At 67.1% G+C, this 20,750-nt stretch carries 20 protein-coding genes; 11 read left to right on the forward strand and 9 right to left on the reverse strand.

Features of this window, described 5'->3' with window-relative positions; all coding sequences use genetic code 11:
* Window position 1: 1 nt before the first annotated feature.
* The 8 genes from ACNFBT_RS06685 to ACNFBT_RS06720 all read left to right on the forward strand — a co-directional run bounded on the left by ACNFBT_RS06685 (window position 2) and on the right by ACNFBT_RS06720 (window position 7,695).
* Window positions 2–1,156, forward strand: coding sequence for an LLM class flavin-dependent oxidoreductase (locus tag ACNFBT_RS06685; protein ID WP_416747648.1), 1,155 nt, complete (start codon window positions 2–4; stop codon window positions 1,154–1,156).
* 17 nt (window positions 1,157–1,173) lie between these two features.
* Window positions 1,174–2,229: an ABC transporter substrate-binding protein gene (locus ACNFBT_RS06690; protein WP_416747650.1), complete on the forward strand. Its 1,056-nt coding sequence runs from the start codon at window positions 1,174–1,176 to the stop codon at window positions 2,227–2,229.
* Between the two features lie 86 nt (window positions 2,230–2,315).
* Window positions 2,316–3,371, forward strand: coding sequence for an ABC transporter substrate-binding protein (locus ACNFBT_RS06695; protein ID WP_416747652.1), 1,056 nt, complete (start codon window positions 2,316–2,318; stop codon window positions 3,369–3,371).
* The gene (locus ACNFBT_RS06700; protein ID WP_416747654.1) at window positions 3,358–4,569 is read left to right on the forward strand and encodes an MFS transporter; all 1,212 of its coding nucleotides are present in this window, start codon (window positions 3,358–3,360) and stop codon (window positions 4,567–4,569) included. The genes ACNFBT_RS06695 and ACNFBT_RS06700 overlap by 14 nt, the downstream gene beginning before the upstream one ends.
* 3 nt (window positions 4,570–4,572) lie before the next feature.
* On the forward strand, window positions 4,573–5,331 hold the full coding sequence (locus ACNFBT_RS06705; RefSeq protein WP_416747655.1) for an ABC transporter permease: 759 nt from the start codon (window positions 4,573–4,575) through the stop codon (window positions 5,329–5,331).
* Window positions 5,328–6,089 (forward strand): ABC transporter permease, encoded by a 762-nt coding sequence (locus ACNFBT_RS06710; RefSeq protein WP_416747657.1) that lies wholly within the window; start codon window positions 5,328–5,330, stop codon window positions 6,087–6,089. The genes ACNFBT_RS06705 and ACNFBT_RS06710 overlap by 4 nt, the downstream gene beginning before the upstream one ends.
* Before the next feature lie 25 nt (window positions 6,090–6,114).
* Complete coding sequence (locus tag ACNFBT_RS06715) at window positions 6,115–6,909, forward strand: ABC transporter ATP-binding protein (RefSeq protein WP_416748298.1); 795 nt, start codon at window positions 6,115–6,117, stop codon at window positions 6,907–6,909.
* 105 nt (window positions 6,910–7,014) lie between these two features.
* Window positions 7,015–7,695, forward strand: coding sequence for an SDR family NAD(P)-dependent oxidoreductase (locus ACNFBT_RS06720; RefSeq protein ID WP_416747659.1), 681 nt, complete (start codon window positions 7,015–7,017; stop codon window positions 7,693–7,695).
* A 278-nt stretch (window positions 7,696–7,973) separates the two neighbouring features.
* Here the strand turns inward: ACNFBT_RS06720 and ACNFBT_RS06725 are convergent, their stop codons facing one another.
* The 6 genes from ACNFBT_RS06725 to ACNFBT_RS06750 form a co-directional block, all read right to left on the reverse strand.
* Entirely contained in the window at window positions 7,974–9,503 is a 1,530-nt protein-coding gene (locus ACNFBT_RS06725; protein WP_416747661.1) for an APC family permease, read from the reverse strand.
* Window positions 9,504–9,610: 107 nt separating this feature from the next.
* Entirely contained in the window at window positions 9,611–10,627 is a 1,017-nt protein-coding gene (locus ACNFBT_RS06730; RefSeq protein ID WP_416747663.1) for a heme-dependent oxidative N-demethylase family protein, read from the reverse strand.
* 14 nt (window positions 10,628–10,641) lie between these two features.
* Entirely contained in the window at window positions 10,642–11,610 is a 969-nt protein-coding gene (locus ACNFBT_RS06735) for a PDR/VanB family oxidoreductase (protein WP_416747664.1), read from the reverse strand.
* The gene (locus ACNFBT_RS06740) at window positions 11,607–12,206 is read right to left on the reverse strand and encodes a dimethylamine monooxygenase subunit DmmA family protein (RefSeq protein ID WP_416747666.1); all 600 of its coding nucleotides are present in this window, start codon (window positions 12,204–12,206) and stop codon (window positions 11,607–11,609) included. The genes ACNFBT_RS06735 and ACNFBT_RS06740 overlap by 4 nt, the downstream gene beginning before the upstream one ends.
* Before the next feature lie 500 nt (window positions 12,207–12,706).
* Window positions 12,707–14,140, reverse strand: a complete 1,434-nt coding sequence (locus ACNFBT_RS06745) for a sigma-54 interaction domain-containing protein (protein ID WP_416747668.1) — start codon at window positions 14,138–14,140, stop codon at window positions 12,707–12,709.
* Window positions 14,137–15,258: a PAS domain-containing protein gene (locus tag ACNFBT_RS06750; protein ID WP_416747670.1), complete on the reverse strand. Its 1,122-nt coding sequence runs from the start codon at window positions 15,256–15,258 to the stop codon at window positions 14,137–14,139. Before ACNFBT_RS06750 ends, ACNFBT_RS06745 begins: the two co-directional genes overlap by 4 nt.
* Before the next feature lie 348 nt (window positions 15,259–15,606).
* Here ACNFBT_RS06750 and ACNFBT_RS06755 point away from each other — a divergent pair, with 348 nt between their 5' ends.
* From ACNFBT_RS06755 to ACNFBT_RS06765, 3 genes are all read left to right on the forward strand, one after another.
* A complete protein-coding gene (locus ACNFBT_RS06755; RefSeq protein ID WP_416747672.1) occupies window positions 15,607–15,969 on the forward strand; it encodes a PilZ domain-containing protein in 363 nt (120 codons plus the stop codon).
* Between the two features lie 152 nt (window positions 15,970–16,121).
* The gene (locus ACNFBT_RS06760) at window positions 16,122–16,616 is read left to right on the forward strand and encodes a helix-turn-helix domain-containing protein (protein ID WP_416747674.1); all 495 of its coding nucleotides are present in this window, start codon (window positions 16,122–16,124) and stop codon (window positions 16,614–16,616) included.
* A 2-nt stretch (window positions 16,617–16,618) separates the two neighbouring features.
* Window positions 16,619–17,890 (forward strand): type II toxin-antitoxin system HipA family toxin, encoded by a 1,272-nt coding sequence (locus ACNFBT_RS06765; protein WP_416747676.1) that lies wholly within the window; start codon window positions 16,619–16,621, stop codon window positions 17,888–17,890.
* Window positions 17,891–17,950: 60 nt separating this feature from the next.
* Here ACNFBT_RS06765 and ACNFBT_RS06770 read toward each other — a convergent pair whose 3' ends face one another.
* The 3 genes from ACNFBT_RS06770 to ACNFBT_RS06780 form a co-directional block, all read right to left on the reverse strand.
* The gene (locus ACNFBT_RS06770; protein WP_416747678.1) at window positions 17,951–18,946 is read right to left on the reverse strand and encodes an ATP-grasp domain-containing protein; all 996 of its coding nucleotides are present in this window, start codon (window positions 18,944–18,946) and stop codon (window positions 17,951–17,953) included.
* A 243-nt stretch (window positions 18,947–19,189) separates the two neighbouring features.
* Window positions 19,190–20,119 (reverse strand): phosphatidate cytidylyltransferase, encoded by a 930-nt coding sequence (locus tag ACNFBT_RS06775; RefSeq protein WP_416747680.1) that lies wholly within the window; start codon window positions 20,117–20,119, stop codon window positions 19,190–19,192.
* A gap of 1 nt (window position 20,120) precedes the next feature.
* On the reverse strand, window positions 20,121–20,750 hold the full coding sequence (locus tag ACNFBT_RS06780; RefSeq protein WP_416747682.1) for a lysophospholipid acyltransferase family protein: 630 nt from the start codon (window positions 20,748–20,750) through the stop codon (window positions 20,121–20,123).

A 20,750-nucleotide genomic window follows, 5' to 3' on the forward strand; every position in this document is an offset into this window, starting at 1 on the left:
CATGAGCACCGAATTCTTCTGGCGACTGCCGCTGGGCAGCGACGGTCCCTATCTCGCCTCGGACAAGAACAACCGTGGCAGCCACATCGAGCGCCCCGGCAACATCGCCCCGGGCCGCCTGCCCAACGGCGAGCCGGACGGTTTCACCTACATCGACTACATCGCCCAGGTCGCCAAGGCCGCCGAGATCGCCGGCTTCGAGGGCGCGCTGCTGCCCACCGGGCCGGAGCCATGGATCGCCGCCGCCGCGCTGGCCCGCGAGACCCGCCGGATCAAGTTCCTGATCGCCTTCCAGGCTGCCTGGACCCTGCCAGCCTACGCCGCGCAGCAGGCCGCGATCCTCCAGAGCCTGTCCCACGGCCGCCTGGAGTGGAACATCATCACTGGCGGCAACCCCGCCAGCCAGCGCGCCAACGGCGATTTCCTCGAACACGACAAGCGCTACCAGCGCACCGGCGAGTTCCTCGACATCATCGACGGCCTGTGGAAGAACGAGCAGTTCTCCTACCAGGGCGATATCTACCAGCTGGAGAACGGCTCGCTGCCCATCGCGCTGAAGAACGTGCGCAAGCCCGGCGTGTACTTCTCCGGCTTCTCGGACCCTGCGCTGGACGTCGCGGCGAAACACGCCGACGTCTACCTGAACTGGGCCGAGCCGATCGACAAGCTCAAGCCGCACCTGGAGCGCGTGCGCGAGCTGGCCGACAAGCAGGGCCGCGAGATCCGCTTCGGCATCCGCATCGACCTGTTCGCCCGCGAGACCGAAGAAGCCGCCTGGAGCGAGCTGCGCCGCCAGTACGAGCGTATCGATGCACGCACCAGCGCCTTCATCAAGAACTTCGCCACCGGCTCGGATTCCGTCGGCGCCGCGCGGCAGACCGCCTACCACCAGAACGTCGAGCGCTTCGACGACCTGATCCTCGGCCCCAACCTCTGGGCCGGCTTCGGCAAGGCCAAACCGGGGCCGACCATTGGCCTGGTGGGCAGCCACGAGAACGTCGCCGAACGCCTCGCCGAATACCGCGACGCCGGTTTCTCCACCTTCATCCTCGCCGGCAACCCGCACCTGGAAGAAGCCCTGCGCATCGGCCAGGAAGTCCTGCCGCTGGTGCAGGGCAAACGCGCCGACGTCCACGAACTCAAGGCCCGCGCCTGAGCCACAAGGAGCTGCACATGTCCCGTCCCCTCGATACCCTCTGGTACACCCGCTGCCCCGTCCCCACCGGCCTCGGCATCGCCGTGCAGAAAGGCTGGCTGAAAGAAGCCCTGGCCGAACAGGGCACGCAGATCAAGTCGCTGCGCGAGTCCGCCGACCAGGCGGTGCGCGAGTCGCACTTCGACCACACGCTGCAGAACTCGGTGCGCCACGGCGGCAATATCCCGGCCATCTGGGCCCGCGCCAGCGGCCGCGAGACCCGCGTGATCGGCCTGTCCTGGGCCGACGAAGCGCAGCTGATCCTGACCACCGCCGAGAGCGGCATCCGCACCGTGCGTGACCTAAAAGGCCGGCGCTTTGGCCTACCGGACTGGAGCGGCGCGCAGATCGACTTCACCCGCGCCCAGGCCATCCGCGGCCTGGAAAACGCCCTGCGCCTGGACGGCCTGGAAGTGCGCGACGTCGAACTGGTGGACTTCGGCCTGAAGGGCACTTTCAGCGACGAGGCGCCCAGCAACATCGTCGGCATCACCGGCCACGGCGGCAGCCGTCGGCGCAGCCAGAACCCGGAACTGGTCGGCCTGCTGCGCGGCGAAGTGGACGCGATCTTCCTCAAGGGCGCCCACGCCGTGCAGCTGGCGCAGCAGTTCGGCCTGCACACGGTGATCGACACCGGCGCACACCCGGAGCCGCTGATCCGCTCCAACAACGGCACCCCGCGCACCCTGAGCGTCGACCTCAACCTGCTGGAGCAACACCCCGACGCCGCCACCGCAATCCTCGCCTCGGTGCTTCGCGCCGAGGACTGGGCGCACCAGCACCCGGACGAGACCCGCCGCTATTTGGCACGGGAAACCAACAGCAGCGAGTTCTGGGTCGCCACCGCCTACGGCGAGGACGCCCACCTGCGCCTGCGCACCAACCTGGACGAAGGCTCGATCCTCGCCCTGCAGGACTTCACCGACTTCCTGCAGCGCTGGAACTTCATCCCGGCAAGCGTCGACGTGCGCGAGTGGATCGACCCGCGCCCGCTGGAAGCCCTGCGCAGCCGCCTGGCACAGAAGACCGGCTGATCAACGTCACGAGGGCGATTCCCTCTGTTTCCCGACCCGGGCTCCCGCGCGACGGCGCGGGGGCTTTCTTCCCCCGACGGACACCCATGAGCACACCGCTGGAAACCCTCTGGTACACCCACAGCCCCGTCCCCACGGGGCTCGGCATCGCCGTCGAATCCGGGCGCCTGGCGCAGGCCTTCCGCCCGTTCGGCACGCGCATCCAGTCGCTGCGCGAATCCTCCGAACGCGAGGTGCGCGAGGCGCATTTCGACCACCACCTGCCCTACTCCGTGCGCCACGGCGGCAACATCCCGGCCATCTGGGCCCGCGCCAGCGGCGCGCGCACGCGGGTGGTCGGGCTGTCGTGGAGCGATGAGGTGCAGCTTATCGTCAGCGCCCCGGACAGCGGCGTACGCAGCATCCGCGACCTGCGCCACCGGCGCTTCGGCCTGCCGAAGTGGGCCAACGTGCAGATCGACTTCACCCGCGCCCAGTCCCTGCGCGGGCTGGAGAACGCCCTGCGCCTGGAAGGCCTGGAAGTGCGCGACGTCGAGCTGGTGGACTACCCCTACGGCGGCACCTACAGCGACGACCCGGTGCGCCATGTGTTCGGCGCCCAGGTGGCGCTCAAGGGCAACCGCGTGGTGCAACGCAACAACGAACTGATCGGCCTGCTACGCGGCGACATCGACGCCATCTTCCTCAAGGGCGCCCACGGCCTGCAGCTGGCCCATGAATTCGGCCTGCATGTGGTGCTGGACGTCGGCTCGCACCCCGAGCCACTGGTGCGCTCCAACATCGGCACGCCGCGCACCCTGACCGTCGACCAGCAACTGCTGGACGAACATTTCGATGCCGCCGTGCGGGTGCTCGACACCGTGCTGCGCGCCGAGCAATGGGCCTGGGCGCACCCGGAGGAGACCCGCCGCTTCCTCGCCCGCGAGCTGAACACCAGCGAGTTCTGGGTCGCCAGTGCCTACGGCGAGGATGCCCACCTGCGCCTGCAGACCAAGCTGGCGGAACGCTCGGTCAACGCGCTGCGCGACCTCACCGCGTTCCTCCAGCGCTGGGACTTCATCGGCGCCGACGTCAGCGTCGACGACTGGATCGACCCGCGTCCGCTGGAAGCCCTGCTGGGGAAGATCGATGTCGCCATCTAACCCGGCGCGGCCCGCCGCCTTCCTGCTCAACTTCATGCTGCTGGCGGCGTTCAGCGGCGCCACCATCGGCATGGCGAAGATCGTCACCACGCTCTACGCCATCAGCATCGGCGCCAACGCCATGCAGATCGGCATCATCTCCGCCATGGAGGCCCTCGGCATGGTGATCCTCACCCTGCCGGCCGGCTTCGTCATCGCCCGCTTCGGCGCGCGCCGGGTGTACTTCCTCGCCAGCCTCGGGCCGATGCTGCTGAACCTGGCCATCCCGCTGTTTGGCGGCTGGCTGTGGCTGGCGTTTGCGCGCCTGCTGATCGGCCTGTGCATCCCCTTCCGCATCGTCGCCATGAACAGCGCCTTCCTGCGCCAGCTCAAGCGCATCGGCAACGACAAGGCCGGCTGGTACCGCGGCTCGCTGACCTTGGGCATGGGCCTGCTCGGGCCGCTGCTGGGCAACTGGCTGAGCGGCGCGGCGAGCTTCGCCTGGGGCTTTGCCGCCATCGGCCTGTGCTTCGGTTTGATGGCCTTCTACAGCCTCGGTTTCTGGGAGGGCGAAGCGCCCTCCGAAGACCTCCCCGTGGCCGCCGCCACCGGCGGCCTGCTGCAGCAGGTCGGGGCCATGCTGGCCAACGTGGAGATCGCCGAGAGCTGCCTGATCGAGCTGCTCAGCGCCGCCACCAGCGCGCTGTTCGGCACCTTCATCCTGCTGCTGGCGATGGAAGTCGCCGGCCTCTCGCAAGGCCAGGCGGTAAGCCTGGTGATGATCCAGGGCCTGGCCTCGGTGCTCGGGCTGTTCGGCTTCGGCTACCTGATCGAGCGCAGCGGCCGCCGTCTGGCCTACATCGGCAGCCTTTCTGCCGCGCTGGCCGCCCTGCTGCTGCTCGGCAGCGCGCATAACTACTGGCTGCTGGCCTTGGGCGGCGTGCTGCTCAGCGCTGCGGCGGCGCTCATCCACCTGGTGAACATGGCCCAGCTGGGCGAGCACGCCATGGACAAGAGCAAGATTTCCGGGCTGTTCAACCTCGCCTCCATGTCCGGCAGTTTTTCCGGCGCACTGCTGGGCGGGGCGATCAGCCACTTCGTCGGGCTGGGCAACCTGTTCCTCTGCTGGATTCCCCTGGTGCTGCTGGCCGCGCTGTTCTGCTGGCAACGCAAGCTGCGCCGCCAGACCGCCGGGCCGCTGCTCGGCCAGGAGGGTTGAGAAATGGCCAGAACATTCGATCGACTGAGCTGGTTCGCCTCGCCACTGCTCCTGCTGCTGGCCTGGTTCTTCGCCGCCCGCGCCGGCTGGTTCCCGCCGCAACTGCTGGTGCCGCCGGTGGAGGTCTGGGCGAGCTTCCGCGACCTGCTGGCCACTGGCGAGCTGCGCGAGCACGTGGTCAACAGCCTGTCGCGCCTGGCCATCGGCTTCTCCATCGGTGCGCTGGGCGGCCAGGTGTTCGGCACCGCCATGGCGCTGTCGAAAACCGTGGAAGCCTACTGCGCGCCGCTGTTCCACACCCTGCGCCAGGTGCCGTCGATCGCGCTGATCCCGATGTTCATCCTGTTCTTCGGCGTGGAAGAAACCTTCAAGGTCCTGATCGTCACCAAGGCCGCCTTCTTCCCCGTGGCGCTGGCCGCCAGCGAAGGCGTGAAAGGCATCCCGCGCAGCTATTTCGAGGTCGCCAGCGTGTACCGCCTGCCGCTGTGGAGCCTGCTGCGCGACGTCGCCTTCCCCGCCGCCGCGCCGCCCATCGTCACCGGCCTGCGCATCAGCCTGAGCCGCGCCTGGATGGTGCTGGTGGCCGCCGAACTGCTCGCCGCCGACAGCGGCCTGGGCCAGATGATCGAGCTGAGCCGGCAGATGCTGCGCATCGACATCGTGATGGTCGGCGTGGTGGTCACCGGGGCCATCGGCTTCATCCTCGACTTCGCCTTCCGCCTGCTGGAGAAGCGCCTGCTGCGCTGGAGACCGACGCCATGATTCAAACGCTCAAACGCCTGCGCGGGCTGGTGCTGCCGCTGCTGCTGATCGCCGCCTGGCACTGGCAGTCGCAACAGGGCGCCAGCGCCGCTTACGCCTTCGTTCCGCTGGAGCGCATCGGCGCAGGATTCATCGAGCTGATCCGAACCGGCGAGCTGTGGCTGAGCGTGTCCGCCAGCCTTCAACGCACCTGCCTCGGCCTGCTGATCGGCGTGCTCGCCGGCTTCGCACTGGGCGCCGGCATGGCGCTGTCGCGGCCAATGGAGCGGCTGTTCGCGCCGCTGTATCACACCATCCGCCAGGTGCCGATCCTCGGCCTGATCCCGCTAATCGCCCTGTGGTTCGGCAGCGGCGAGCCGTCCAAGGTGCTGATCGTCAGCCTCGCCGCCTTCTACCCGATGACGCTGAACGCCTTCGAGGGCTTCCGCGACGTGGAGAAGCGCTACCGCGAAGTCGGCCGCCTCTACGCCTTCGGCCCCTGGCAGCAGTTCCGCGAGGTGCTGCTGCCAGGGGCCCTGCCCAGCCTGAGCAACGGCGTGCTGCACGCGCTGGCCTTCGCCTGGGTGAGTTCGGTGGGTTGCGAGCTGTTCCTGTCCACCGGCATGGGCCTGGGCAACCTGATGATGAACGCCGAGACCGGCTCGCGCATGGAGATCGTGGTGATCGGCGTGCTCAGCATCGGCCTGCTCGGCTACGCCATGAACCAGCTGTTCGCCCGCGCCGCGCGCCACCTGCTGCGCTGGCGCAACCTGCGCTGACCCTTTTGCCATGAGTGCCCAGACCATGAACGCGATCCTCGACCCCGCCCTCCTTCCGGCCCAGCAGGCGCAGCAAGGCGCGCTGGCCATCCAGGGCCTGAGCAAGGCCTATTCCATCGACGGGCGCAGCCTGCCGGTATTGGAAAACATCGACCTGGCGGTGCGCCCCGGCGAGTTCGTCAGCATCGTCGGCGCCAGCGGCTGCGGCAAATCCTCGCTGCTGCGGCTGATCGTCGGGCTGGAGAATGACTACAGCGGGCGCATCCTACTCGACGGCGAAGCCGTGACCGGCACCAGTCTCGAACGCGGCATCGTGTTCCAGGATCACCGCCTGTTCCCCTGGAAGACCGTGCAGGACAACGTCGCCCTGGCGCTGAAGAAGCAGAAGCTCAGCCGCGCAGAGAAGCGCGAGCTGGTCGCGGACCATCTGGAACTGGTGGGCCTGACCGGCTTCGAGCAGGCCTACCCGCACCAGCTCTCCGGCGGCATGGCGCAACGCGCCGCCATCGCCCGCGCACTGATCACCCGGCCCAAGGTGCTGCTGCTGGACGAACCCTTCGGCGCCCTCGATGCCCTCACCCGTGTGCGCCTGCAGCACGAGCTGCAGCGCATCTGGGTACAGCAGCGCAGCACCATGATCATGGTCACCCATGACGTGGAAGAGGCGCTGTACCTGGGCGACCGGGTAATCGTGATGGACGCCCGGCCAGGGCGGATTCGTCATGAGGTTCGAGTGGACCTGCCGCATCCGCGCCAGCGCGGGGACGCGCTGCTGCAACGGCTCAAGGACGAACTGCTGGGCGAGTTGATGCACGGCTAGGCCGGGGCGTCCCGATCCGTCCCTGCTTCTGTCGTCGGCGACCTTTCTCCGCCCGCGTGCTAACCCTATAAGTGCCGCTCTTCCAACGCCTCGAAGGTGCACTGCATGAACAAGATCGTCGCCATCACCGGCGGCTTCGGCCACCTGGGCAGCGTGGTCGGCCAGACTTTCGCCGCCGCCGGCTGGCAGGTCGCGTTGCTCGACCGGGCCGTCAGTCCACGTTATCCACAGGCCGGCGCGCTGTCCCTGGGCGGCGTCGACCTGACCGACAGCACGGCCGCCCGCGACGCCATCGACCGCGCCAGCGAGCATTTCGGCGGGCTGGACGCGCTGATCAACGTGGCCGGCGGCTTCCACTGGGAAACCCTGGCCGACGGCGACGTCGACACCTGGGACCTGATGTACCGCATCAACCTGCGTACCGCCGTCGTCTCCAGCCAGGCCGCGTTGGCGCACCTGAAGGCGCGCGGCCATGGTCGCATTCTCAATATCGCGGCTGCCGCCGCCACCCGCGCGGCGCTGGGAACCGGTGCCTACGCGGCCTCCAAGGCCGGGGTGATGCGCCTGACCGAGGCGCTGGCCGAAGAGCTGAAGGATGCGCGCATCACCGTCAACGCGCTGATGCCAAGCATCATCGACACCCCTCAGAACCGCGCCGACATGCCCGACGCCGAATTCGACCGCTGGGTGCGCCCGGAACAACTGGCGGCGACCCTGCTGTTCCTCGCCTCGGACGATGCGGCGGCGATCACCGGCGCCTGCATCCCGGTCAGCGGGCGCGTCTGAGCCCCGACCGAGGTCGCATTGAACGACGTGTGGATTGCCCGTTCGCCGAAACGTAGGGCGTATAACGCTCCGCGTTATACGCCGATTGACCTTGGCTTCAGGGCGCTCCGGAATCGACTCTGGAGCCGACGGCTGCCCCGCCGCGGGCATAAAAAAACGGACCGACCATCGCGGGGATGGCGGTCCGTTGCGCAAACGCAGGGGACCGTCATCGGGGAATGGTGACGATCCAGACGCAGCCCCTCAGGCGTATGGCCCGAATTGCGTCAACGTTGCGATCAAGCCGGTTCGGTCAGCGCGCCCGAAGCGCGCTCGGGTAGTTGGCGGCCGGAGATCCGGTGGGCGTCGCCCGCCGGAGCGGTGCCCTTGTCGTAGGGCTTGGCCAGCAGCATGTAGACCAGGCCCGCGCCGATCACCACGACGGTGGTGAGGATCATCGAGTAGTTCATGTACCAGGGGGCGTCCGGGGTGCGCGGCCAGACCATGTTGGTGATCGCCGCCACGCCGTAGACCAGCGCCGCGATGTTCACCGGCACGCCCCACTTGCCCAGGCTGAACTGGCCGCCGGGCACCCAGCCCTTGGCGCGGGCGATCAGCGAGGCGATGACGATCAGCTGGAAGGACACGTAGATGCCGATCGCGGCGAAGCCGACGATGGTGGCCACGGCGTCCGCCATGAACAGGCCCAGGCAGACGATGGCCGCCGGCATCACGCCCGCCACCACCAGCGCGACGGCCGGCACATGGTTGCTGTTGAGCTTGGACAGGGCCTTGCTGCCGACGATCATCTCGTCGCGGGCATAGGCGAACAGCAGGCGGCTGGCGGCGGCCTGCAGGCTGAGCACGCAGGACACGAACGACACCATCACCACCGCCATCACCAGCTTCGAACCCACCGGGCCGAAGGCGTTGGCCAGGATGGTGGTCACCGGGTCGGTGTCTTCGCCGTGGATCACGCGCTGGATGTCCGGCACCGAGAGGATCAGCGCCAGGCAGGCGAACATCGCGGCGGCGCCGCCGATGTAGATGGTCATGCGCATGGTCTTGGGGATCATCTTGCCCGGGTTCGGGGTTTCCTCGGCGACGTCGCCGCAGGCCTCGAAGCCGTAGTACTGGAACAGCCCCGCCAGCGACGCGGCGAGGAAGGCCGGCCAGTAGCTGCCGTCGACCTTGATGTCGAAGGTGTTGAACAGCACGCTGAAGTCGTTGTGGCGCTCGAAGATCAGCAGGTAGCCGCCCACCAGCAGCGCACCGCCCAGCTCGCAGAGGAAGCCGAACATGGCGACGCGGGCCAGCAGCTTGGTGCCGCTGAGGTTGAGTACGGTGGTCAGCGCAATCAGGCCCAGGGCGATGCCGATGGCGGCATTACCGTGCATCTCGAAGCCGAGCATGGCGGCCAAGTAGGGGCTGGCGCCCACGGCGATGCCGGCGATGGAGGTACACAGCGCCCAGGCGTATACCCAGCCCACCATCCATGCCCAGCGCTTGCCCACCAGGCGGCGCGCCCAGGGGTAGACGCCCCCGGAGATCGGGAATTGCGAGACCACTTCGCAGAACACCAGGCACACCAGCATCTGGCCCAGGCCGATCAGCAGGTAGGTCCAGAACATCGGCGGACCGCCGGCGGCCAGGCACAGGCCGAACAGAGTGTAGACGCCGACCACCGGCGACAGGTAGGTGAAGCCCAGGGAGAAGTTCTCCCACAGGCTCATGCTGCGTTCGAAGTTGGAGCTGTAGCCGAGCGCGGCGAGCTGCTCAGCATCGGAATCGGTTACGCCAGCGGCACGCTTGGCAGGAGACCCACTCATCGTTGTTTCCTCTCAGGGGTTGATGGGCAGAAGGCAATCACCGGCGGGCCTCACGACGCCCGCCGGATCCCTTTTCGGGTTTGCTTTTTATGGGTGCGAAGCGACGATCACTGGCCGTCGTCGAACTGCGAGAGCCACTCCACGGCTTGCTGGTGGTAGCGGGTGAAGCCCTTGTAGTCGACCAGCTGCTGGTCGAGGGTCTTGAGCACGCGGTGCATGCGCTTGGCCCACGCCGGGTTGGTGGCGATGTCCTCCAGGCTCAGCAGGTAGGTCCGGATCGGGAACACGATGGCGTTGCTGCGCGGCAGACGGTGCAGCGGTTGCAGCTCGATGCGCAAGTAGACCTTCTGACCGGCATTTTCGGCGGTGACCGTGGTGCGGTCCGGCGCCCACTCGGGCAGCGATTCGGCGGACACGTCCAGGCGCGGGTTGACGGTCAGCGACCAGTTCAGGCGGCGCACCGGGTGGCCATTGCGCAGGCGCAGGAGGAACTTCAGCGCGCGGTCGAGCATGCCGGTTTCCTTCACCAGTGGCACCGGGCCGTGGAACTCGTGCCAGGCCATGCCCAGGTTGAAGCGCAGCGAGTAGTCGGCGCGCTGGGTGGCGATGCCCGCGCCCCAGTACAGGGTGCCGTCGCGTTCTTCCTGCAGCACCCAGTCGCCCTGGGCCTGGCGGGTGACGTACTCCATCGGCTCATAGGGCAGGGTCGAGGGATCACCGAAGGTGAAGGTGTCGTCGATGTTCAGCAGCTTGTTGGTCCAGTGCCAGCGGGTGCCGTCCTTCTCCAGGGAGAAGTACTCCGGGTAGTCCTTGGCATAGGACTCCATGATCAGTTCGAGCAGGTCCCACTGCGCCTCCATCATGTGCGGCGCGGAGACGTAGTGCATGCCCGGGTCCTTCTCCAGGGTGATCGCGCGGTCGCGGCACTCGCTGATGTAGTGCTCGTCGATGTCGAACACCGCGCGGAAGGCATCGTTGCCCACGCTGACATGCGGTTCCAGGTTCATCGAGTACATGTACTCGTCGTCCGGGAAGGGCCAGGGCGCGCGGTCGATGCATTCCTGGCTGTTCGCGTAGGTGTAGTCGTCGCGGTAGGTTTCGTCGGGGCGGAATTGGATGGTCATGGTCGTTCTCCGGCTCAGCAGTCGATGACCAGCCGCGAGCACTTGGCACGCGACACGCAGGGCATGATCTTGTTGTTGGCGGCCTTGTCCTCGTCGGACAGCCAGTCGTCGGTGTGGAGGATTTCTCCGTCCAGTTCGAGGACGTTGGTCTCGCACATGCCGCAGGCGCCGCCGCGGCACAGGTACGGGATTTCGTGGCCGGCGGCCTCGGCGGCCTCCAGCAGGCTCTGGTCGGGCGACACATTGATGGTCGCGCCGCTGCGCGCCAGGGTGACGCTGAACGCCTCGCCGACGCTGCCCTGTTCGAGGAAGCGCTCGTAGTGGATGTGGCTGTCGGTCCAGCCGTGGGCGTGGGCGGCGTCGATCGTGCCTTGGATCATGCCTTCGGGGCCGCAGACGTAGACGTCGCTGCCCAACGGCCGGTCGGCCAGCACGGCGCTGATGTTGAGGCGCTCGCCACGGTCGTCGCGGTACAGGCGCACGGCGTCGCCGTATTCCTGCAGCAGTTCTTCACCCAGGCGCGCATGGGCGTCGCCACGCACCGCCAGGTGCACTTCGAAGGGCGTGCCGCGCAGGCGCAGTTCGGCCAGTTGCGAGCACACCGGGGTGATGCCAACGCCGCCGGCGATGAACAGGTGCAGGCGTGCGTGCTTGCTCAGCGGGAACAGGTTCACCGGGCGGAGGATTTCCAGCTCGTCGCCTTCCTTCACCACGTCATGCATGTGCTTGGAGCCGCCACGGCCGTCTTCCACGCGGCGCACGGCAATCTGGTAGGCGCTGGCGTCGTAGGGCGAACTCATCAGCGAGTAGGCGTTTCGGTAGGTGCCGGTGGCGTGGGGCATCAGCACCACGACGTTGCTGCCGCCGGAGAACGGGGTCAGGTGCGCGCCGTCGGTGGAGGCCAGGGTGAAGCGCTTGATCTCCGGGGTCACCTGCTCGATGCGGGTGACGCGGACATTCAGGGTTCCGTTGGACTGGCTCATGTGTCGAGCTCCTCGGCTTCGGGCAGTTCGCCGGGCACTTCGGCGTCGGCCTTCACGGCCTGGAAGGCGGCGAGGCGGCGGGAGTAGTGGTCGCGGACCACCAGGGTGCGGGCGCAGTGCGGGCACTCGAAGACACGCTGGGTGACGTTCTCGGTGTAGCCGTCGCAATGCACGCACCAGACGCGGCGCACGAAGGAGCCGGCGTGTTCGCGCAGCACTTCATCCTTGTTCAGGTTGATCGCGTCGGCGGCCTGCATGGCGGTGCCGATGAAGCTTTCCGACCCGGCCAGGTACAGGCGAGTACCCATGCGCGACTGGCCCAGCAGCGCATGCAGGTCATCGACCAGCGCACGGTTGCTCGGGTAGATCGAAAGCTCCACGTCAGTGATGTCGCGCAGCGCGGCGAGGTGATCCTGGCCGGAGAAGGATTCGGTGGAATACAGCACGCGGATGGGCGCGCTGCGCGGCATCTCGGCCAGCAGGCGGAGCATGGCGGCGCCGCCGCTGCCCTGGCCGGCGATGATGTGGTGGTGGCCACCGGTGAGCGGGCGCAACTGGTCATAGACCGGCCGGCTCTTGATACCTGTGATGAGCATTATTCTTGTGCCTCCAGAACTGCCGGCTCTCTCGGTCAGGAGTACCGGCGCGATTCGAGGACCCGTGCACGGCCACGGGTCGGAGGTAGTCAGAGCACAGGCTGTGCCAATCTTTTAAGCTATTGAAAATAAAGGATAAATATTAAATCAAAGGATGGAGGTGTAAGCAGAAATGACAACGACTGTAGGCAGGGTTGCAGCGGTGGATTGTCGCAGGGGTGTTTCTTCGGTATGCGGGAAAGGGGCGTGATCGGGCGTCCCGCGCGGGCCGTCTTTTGTAGGAGCAAGCTTGCTCGCGAACATCGGTGGACGCCGATACCTCCGGCTACCCTCACCCTAACACTCTCCCAAAGGGAGAGGGGACTATTCGGCGCGAGCTTCACCTTACGAGCTCGCCGGCTGACTCCCAACTATCAGCGCGCTCCAGACGGCCCCCTCTCCCTCTGGGAGAGGGCTGGGGTGAGGGGCTTTCCGGAGATGCGCGGTATATCAGGTGGAGCTCAATCGTCGCGCTGCAACTTGCGGATCAAGGTGCCGACATCGATGCCCAGATGAATCGCCGCCTTGCGCTTGCTGCCGCACAGGCGCACCGCGCGCAGGATGACCTGGCGTTCGTAGCGCTGCACCTGGGCCTTGAGCGGCTGGTCGTCGATGGCCGCAGCCGGCTCGTCGAGGGCGACGGGGCTGCCGGCCGGCAGTGCGCCGAGCAGTTCCGGCGGCAGGTGCAGTTCTTCCGCCACGTCGTCGGCCAGCACGGCGAGGCGTTCGAAGATGTTCACCAGCTCGCGGATGTTGCCGGGGTAGTCGTAGCCCAGCAGGCGCTCGCGGCAGCCCGAGGCGAGCCGCAGCGCCGGCTGGCGGTCGCGGTTGATGCGCGCCAGGAGGATGTCCATCAGCACCGGCAGGTCGTCTCGGTGGGCACGTAGCGGCGGGATTTCCACCGGCAGCACGGCCAGGCGGTAGTAGAGGTCGGCGCGGAATTCGCCGGCCGCCACCTGGGCGCGCAGATCCTTGTTGGTCGCGGCGATCACCTGCACCTGAACCTGTTTCGACAGCGGCGAGCCCACCGGCTGGATGGTGCCGTCTTCCAGGAACTTGAGCAGCTTGGCCTGCACCTGCAGCGGGATTTCGCCGATCTCGTCGAGGAACAGCGTGCCGCCCGAGGCGCTCTCGATGTAGCCACGCTTGCCCGATTGCAGCGCGCCGGTGAAGGCGCCGCGCTCGTAGCCGAACATCTCCGATTCGAACAGGGTTTCCGGGATGCTCGCGCAGTTCACGTCGATGAAGGGCCGGTCGCCCCAGCCGGCGGCGCGGTGGATGTGCCGGGCGATGGCGGTCTTGCCCACGCCAGGCTCGCCGAGCAGCAGCAGGCGCGCGCGGCGGCGGAAGGCGCGCACACCCATGTCGGCGATGGAGGACAACAGCGGTGACATGTGCAGCGCATTGTCCTGCGGGTCGCCCAGGCCCTGCACCTCGGGCGCGGAGGCACGTCCGGACGGGCTGCGCGGGCTGCCTGTGCCCGGCTCGTACTCGCGCTGGATCAGCAGGCTGTAGGGCTTCTCGTAGGCGCCGGTGGGCACCGCCTGGGCGCGGGTGAGGAACACCCGGCCATCGCGGGAGCGGGTCAGCGCACTCTTGCCGCCGCGCCGCAGGACCTGCAGGAAATCGTCGAACTGCAAGGCCGAACGCTGGAAGAAGTCCGCATCCGACAGCCCCAGCACATCCGCGCGGGTAACGCGGTTGACCCGCTCCGCCGCGAGGTTGATGAAGCGTACGCGCGAGTCGCCATCGCAGACGATCACCGCCTCGCTGAAGCTGTCCAGCAGTGCGTGCAGCGCCGGCGTCTCCAGCAGCGCGGAGAGCATCTCCCCGGAGGCGCTGACCGAGGAGCGCATGCCCATGCGCGGGGGCGCGAAGAAGCCTTCTTCGTTCATGGATGCAGTTCCGTCGCCTCGCTCGCCTGGCGCAGCACGAAGACGCGCCAGGCCACACCCTCGTGGATGAGGATGCGCGAGCAATGGCTGTTGAAGGACAGGTAGCTGCCGAACTGGTCCGGCAAATCGAGCAACTGCCAGGTGCGTTCGGGCAGCGGCAGGCGGTTAAGCGTCGAGGCCAGGCCGGCCGCGCGGGTGATGCCGAAGGTCTGCTCAAAGGCCGCGTTGCGCCACTGCGGCTGCGCCTGCTCATCGATCACCAGCACGGCGTCGGGCACCGCGTCGAACACCCGGCGCAGCGCCTCGATGCGTTGCTCGGCATCGTGCTGCATGCGCAGTTCCTGACTGACGTCGCGCAGGCTGCCCCACATGCGCAGCATGCGGCCGTTGTGGATGCTGGCGCGCACGTCGTTCTCCACGTAGGCGGGCGAGCCGTCGTGGCGGCGGTCCACCGAGAGCGCGCCGTCGACGTGGAACTCCGCCTCGATCAGGCGCCGCACGAACTCCTCGTTGGCCGGGCTGCGCGGCCAGTACAGGCGCACCGGTTGCTCGCTGAAGTCGACGTCGGCGGGCATCTCGTAGATGTTGGCCATGGCGCGGTTGCACATGCGCCAGTAGGAGCGATTTTCGAACACCTGGCGGACGATCTCGTCGGGCGTCTCGCGCACGTCCACCGACTCGGCGAACTCGATGCACCAGTAGGCCACCCGTGCGCTGAAGAGCATCTGGCTCATCACTTCGTTGGCGCTCTGCAGCTCGCCCAGACGGCGGCTGATCGGCCCCAGCGGCATCTTCACCAGATGCAGGCGCGCGGGCTCGCCGTCGCGCCATTGCAGCACGCCGCTGGCGAGTACCGGCAGCAGGCCGCCGTTGTGGCGGATCAGGGTCAGCTCCAGGTCCTGCACGCGCTCGTCCGCCGGCGGGCTGGCGAACAGCTGTTGCAGGGCGTTGACCGACTCGGCGGTATAGACCTGCTCGATGTCCTGGCCGTCCAGCGAGCCGGGCGGGTAGCCGAGCTGGTCGGTCTGCTCGGCGGAAACCTCGATGAAGCGTCCCTGGGACGTCAGGCTGTCGGACAGCAGCAAGCCCCTGTCCAGCAGCAGTTGTAGCGGGTCCATTTCCTTCTCCAATGCAATATCCCAACACAGCGATGCGGCCGCGTGGCGGCTTTCAAGAAGAGCAAGGCACGTTGCATGCCAGCGCGCAGGGCCCGTGCGACGCGGGGTAGCGCCAGAGCGTGTATGCAGAATCGCAGCACCCTGTGCAATCGCGCAGCGCAGGTTTCAGATTATCCGTTGCACCGCTGCAGCAGCGCGCCGGGCGATGGAAGGCGAGGCGATTCCGCGCCAAATACTGGCCATTTGATAGCTTTTGAGTTCGATTGAGGTACCGGCGCTGCCAGGATGCGCGCGCGATTCGTTTCCCGAAGCGCCCATCCCAGAGCCCGCTCCCTACAAGCGGCCCCCATGCGCAAGCACCGTCGATTGACCTTCCGCCACATCGGCCAGGTCAACGTGATCAACCGCCTGGGCGGTGACTCCATGGGGGAGGTCCTCGACGTCTCGATGGGCGGCTTGCGACTGGTGACGGAAGAGCCGCTGGCGCCGGGCAGCTGCTACGACATGCGCCTGGAGATTCCGGTGCGCGAGGATCACACCCGACCGGTGGACATCACCGCCATCTGCCAGTGGTCGAAAAAGGATGCCAAGAACGGCCGCTTCGAGCAGGGCTTCAAACTGGACCGGCCAAGCGCGGCGTTCACCGAGTTGGCGACCTCGATGTCGGTAAGCTTCAACCGCAGTCTGCTGGGCAGGGCGCGACTGCACTGAGCCATCGATTGATAAGTGCCATTATTCTAGCGATATATTGATCACATTGAAGCAATATTGGCACTAACACCTCAGGGCTTTTCCGCATCCACTTAATTAATAGTGCTAATATTCTGGCGAATATCGCGTCGGAAAGCTGGAATATTAGCGCCATGGCAAAGAAGACCGCCCCCCTGCTACCACAGACCAACCAGTTGCTCGCTGACTTCGGCGAGCGGCTCAAGCTCGCACGTCTGCGCCGCAAACTCACGGCCAAGCAGGTTGCCGAGCGCTCTGGTATGTCACCAATGACTCTGCGCGCCCTGGAAGCCGGCGGCGCCGGCGTGACCATCGGTGCCTACCTGTCGGTCATGCAGGTGCTGGGGCTGGAGTCGGACCTGGCGAAGCTGGGCGAAACCGACGAGCTGGGTCGCCAGTTGCAGGACTCCCGCCTGCTGAGCCAACGCCGGCGCGAGACCGTGCCTGCAAAATCGCGCTATCCCCAACGCAGGAGCCTGAGCACAGGGCAGGATGCCGTTGCAGAGGGCAAGGCCGCATTGGTTTCGGCCGAGCCAGACGAGAGTGCCGTCGCCGATAAAGGCATCACGGCGAAAGCGCTGGTGGACCTCCTCAAGCCCGTGAAGAAAGAACGCAAGGAGCGCGAATAGCCATGACCATGATCGGGGTGTACGCAGACTGGGACGGCCTTCCCGCACCGCGCCGGCTTGGCTTGCTCACCTCGCGAAAGACGCGCGCTGCCGAGCTGTTCGAGTTTCGCTACGACTCGGATGTCCTGAGCGATCCGGTGCTCGGGCTCATACAACTCGACCCGCGCCTGGGCCTGTTCGAAGGCGCGCAGTTCCCGGCGCCTGCACAGGACAAGTTCGGCGTATTCGCCGACTCCAGCCCGGATCGCTGGGGCCGACTGTTGATGGACCGGAGATGGGAGCGTGAGGTACGCGCCGGAGTGATCGACAAGGCCACGCGGCTCTATGAGTCGGACTACCTGCTGGGCGTCCATGACCTGTACCGTGTTGGCGCCCTGCGCTACAAGCTCGAGGACCAGGGCGCATTCCTCGATGACCGCGCCGACCTGGCCGCTCCGCCCTTCACTGAAATCGCCGCGCTGGAACGCGCCGCCCGCGCCCTGGAAGAAGACCCGGAGAACACCGCCCTGCAAGGCGGCGACTGGCTGCGGATGCTGATCGCGCCCGGCGGCTCGCTCGGTGGTGCGCGCCCCAAGGCCAGCGTCGCGGACAAACAGGGGCATCTCTACATCGCCAAGTTTCCCAGCCGCCGCGACACCTACGACGTGGGCGGCTGGGAGATGCTGGTCAATGCCCTGGCGGTGGGATGCGGGCTGCATGTTGCCGAAGCCCAAGCGCAGAAGTTCGCCAGCGACCACCACTGCTTCATGGTGCGTCGCTTCGACCGTACGGCTGCCGGCCGCCGGCTGCACTTCGCTTCGGCGATGACCCTGACCGGCCGCACCGATGGCGACGATGCATCCACTGGCGTGAGCTACCTGGAGCTGGCCGAGGTACTGATCCGCGAAGGCGCGCTGACCAAAGCGGACCTGCGCGAGCTCTGGTCGCGCATCGTCTTCAACCTGCTGGTCTCCAACACCGACGACCACCTGCGCAACCACGGCTTCATCCTGGTGCCCGGTCGCGGCTGGCGGCTGTCCGAGGCCTACGACATGAATCCCGTCGCCCATGCCGACGGCCTGAAGCTGAACATCACCGACGCGGACAACGCCCTGGACCTGGAGCTGGCGCGGGAAGTGGCGACCTACTTCCGCCTGAGCCTCGGTGAGGCGGACGACATCATCGAGCACAGCCGTGGCATCGTCCGCCAGTGGCGAACCCTGGCACGGGGGTTGGGGCTTTCCCTGCGCGAGCAGGACCGCATGGCCGATGCGTTCCGGCTCGCCGGGGGCTGAACACCAAACCAAGGCGATGGCGTCGGGCGTGGTCAGCAGCCTCTTCTGAGAGCCGCCCCGTCACAGTCCGCTGACGGTGGTGACCTCCACGTAATGCCGCGCATGGATGGCCGGCGCGGGCACCACCGGCGGGTCCAGCTCACCCCCCGGGAAACAGCGGAAGTGGTTGAGCACCATGTCGTAGCCGGAGAGGTAGGTGAAGGCGATCCCGCCGGAGAACCTCGGGTTGACGTCCATCAGCAACGCCTCGCCATCGTGGACGAGGAATTCCATGTTGATGCAGCCATTCACGCCCAGCACTTGGGCGACCTTGCCGGCCGCGTCGACCAGCGACGCATCGGGCAGCATCCGCACGGTCAGGCCGGCGCCGTTGGAGGTACGCACCAGCTCCTGGCGGGCCATACCCGCCCACTGCCCCGTGCGACCCTCCCGTACCACGTCGACCACGCACACCTCGCCAGGGAGCATCGGCTGCACGATGTAATCGCGGTCCTGGCAATGGCCCTGGATGTAACGCAGGTAATCCGGGTCGCGGATGCGCGCCAACCCCTCGCAATTGCGGCCGTCGCATGGCTTGGCGATCAGCGGCAGCTCCAGCCCCGGCACCGGCAGGTCCTGCAGGCGCCAGGTGGGAATGGCGCGGATGCCTTCGACGTCTGCGAATGCCTGGTAGACCCGCCACTTGTCGCGGGCGACGTGGATGGTGTCCAACGGCGGCATGCACAAGGTGATGCCACGGGAGGTGAACGTCTCATGGTGCAGCGCGAACGCATCGATCTCGGGATCGATCAGCGGCAGCACATGGGTCACCCGCTCGGCCTCGCAGATCGACAGCACGCGGCGGATGTAAGCGGCCACGTCCCGCGCGGGAGGCACCTGGTAAGCGGCATCCAGCAACGCCGAGGTGGCGCACCACTCCGGGGGCTGGACGTTGATCCCGACCAGCCGTGCGTCCGAGTGGCGCCGCAACGACGCGATCACCGCCTCGGCGCAGAAGGCACCGGTGGCCGTGATCAGGCAGGTGGGGGAAAAGACGCCGTCAAATAGCTCGTTCATGGGCGAACTCCGCCTAAAGTTCGCCAAAAGAGCTCAACATTGAAGTGAGTTCTCATTTGTTCGTGGCCTCGCAGTGAATCGACAGGCAGCCCCCCTGGCGCACCGCTGGCCCCACGGCAATTCGCCAGCGGTTCAATCAAGCGTAGCCGTGAACCCGCCCGCGCAACGGCGGCAGCCCCGGCCAGAGCGGGAAAAACCCCCTCACCCTGGCTCAAGGCCCCGTCCCATCTGGCCTGCCGCTCGTCAGGTCCACCAGTAGCGGACGAAATGGAAGAACACTGGCGCCGCGAAGCACACCGAATCCAGGCGGTCGAGCATGCCGCCGTGGCCTTCGATCATGTGCCCCCAGTCCTTCACGCCCCGGTCACGCTTGATCGCCGACATCACCAGCCCGCCGAAGAAGCCGAGGATGTTGATCATCAGCGCGATCACCAGCGCCTGCCAGGGCTTGAAGGGGGTGATCCACCACAGCGCGCCGCCGATCAGGGTGGCCAGCGCCACGCCGCCGACGAAGCCTTCTACGGTCTTGGACGGCGACAGGTTCGGCGCGATCTTGCGCTTGCCGAACAACTTGCCGCAGACGTACTGCAGCACGTCCGAGAGCTGCACGACGATTACCAGGAAGGCGATCAGCAGCAGGTTGCGCCCCTCGTAGCCGGCGATCTTCAAGGTCAGCAGCGCCGGCACGAAGGAGATGCAGAACACCGCCAGCATCAGCCCCCACTGCACCTTCGAGGCGCGCTCAAGGAAATGCTTGGAGTCGCCGCCCAGCGAGGCGAGGATCGGCAGCAGCAGGAACATGTAGACCGGGATGAAGATGGAGAACAGCCCGTACCACTGGATGCCGATCAGCAGGTACTGCATCGGCAGCACGAAGTAGAAGGCCGCCACCAGCGCCGGGTAGTCGCTGCGCCGGGTCGGCATCAGCGTGAGAAACTCGCGCAGGGCGTAGAAGGACACGCCGTAGAACAGCAGGATCACCGCCCATTGGCCAAGCGCGAAGGCGCCGCCGATCACCGCGACCATCACCCACCAGGCATTGATCCGCGCATTGAGGTTGTCGATCACCGCGTGCGGTCCGGGCGGCGCCTTCCAGCGCAGCACCGCGCCGACCAGCGAGGCGAGTAGGAGGATGGCGCCGATGCCACCGAAGAGCAGCCAGGTCTGGTTCATATCAGTGGCCCTCCGGCTCGGCGAGCCTGAGCAATGCCTCGCGGGCGCGTTCGAGGAAGGCTTCCTTGCCCTCGCCCTCCTGCACCGCCAGCGGCGCGCCGAAGCTCAGGGTGCACAGCAGGGGCAACGGCAGCGCACGGCCCTTGGGCATCACGCGGTTGAGGTTGTCGAGCCACACCGGCACCAGCTCCACCTGCGGGTGCTTCCGGGACAGGTGGTAGATGCCGCTTTTGAACGGCAGCAGGCGCACCTCCTCGTCGAGGTTGCGCGTGCCTTCGGGAAACAGGATCAGCGAGTCGCCGTCGGCCAGCGCCTGCTCCACCGGCTCCAGCGGATTGCCGCCTTCGGCACTGCGCGTGCGGTCGATCAGCACGCCGTGGAACACGCGATTGATGATGAAGCCACGCAGGCCGCCCTTGCCCCAGTAGTCGGAGCCGGCCACCGGCCGGGTCCGGCCCCGCAGCTCGGGCGGCAGCGAGGCCCAGAGCAACACGAAGTCGCCATGGCTGCTGTGGTTGGCGTAGTAGATGCGCTGCGCCGGGATGGGCGTGGTGCCGATCCACAGGCTGCGCAGGCCGGTCACCGCACGGGCGCCGGCGATGATGGCGTAGGCGAAGAGTCGTTCCAGCAT

Origin of the sequence: Pseudomonas sp. NY15181 (genome assembly GCF_048068055.1) — a bacterium.
Classification (GTDB): domain Bacteria; phylum Pseudomonadota; class Gammaproteobacteria; order Pseudomonadales; family Pseudomonadaceae; genus Pseudomonas.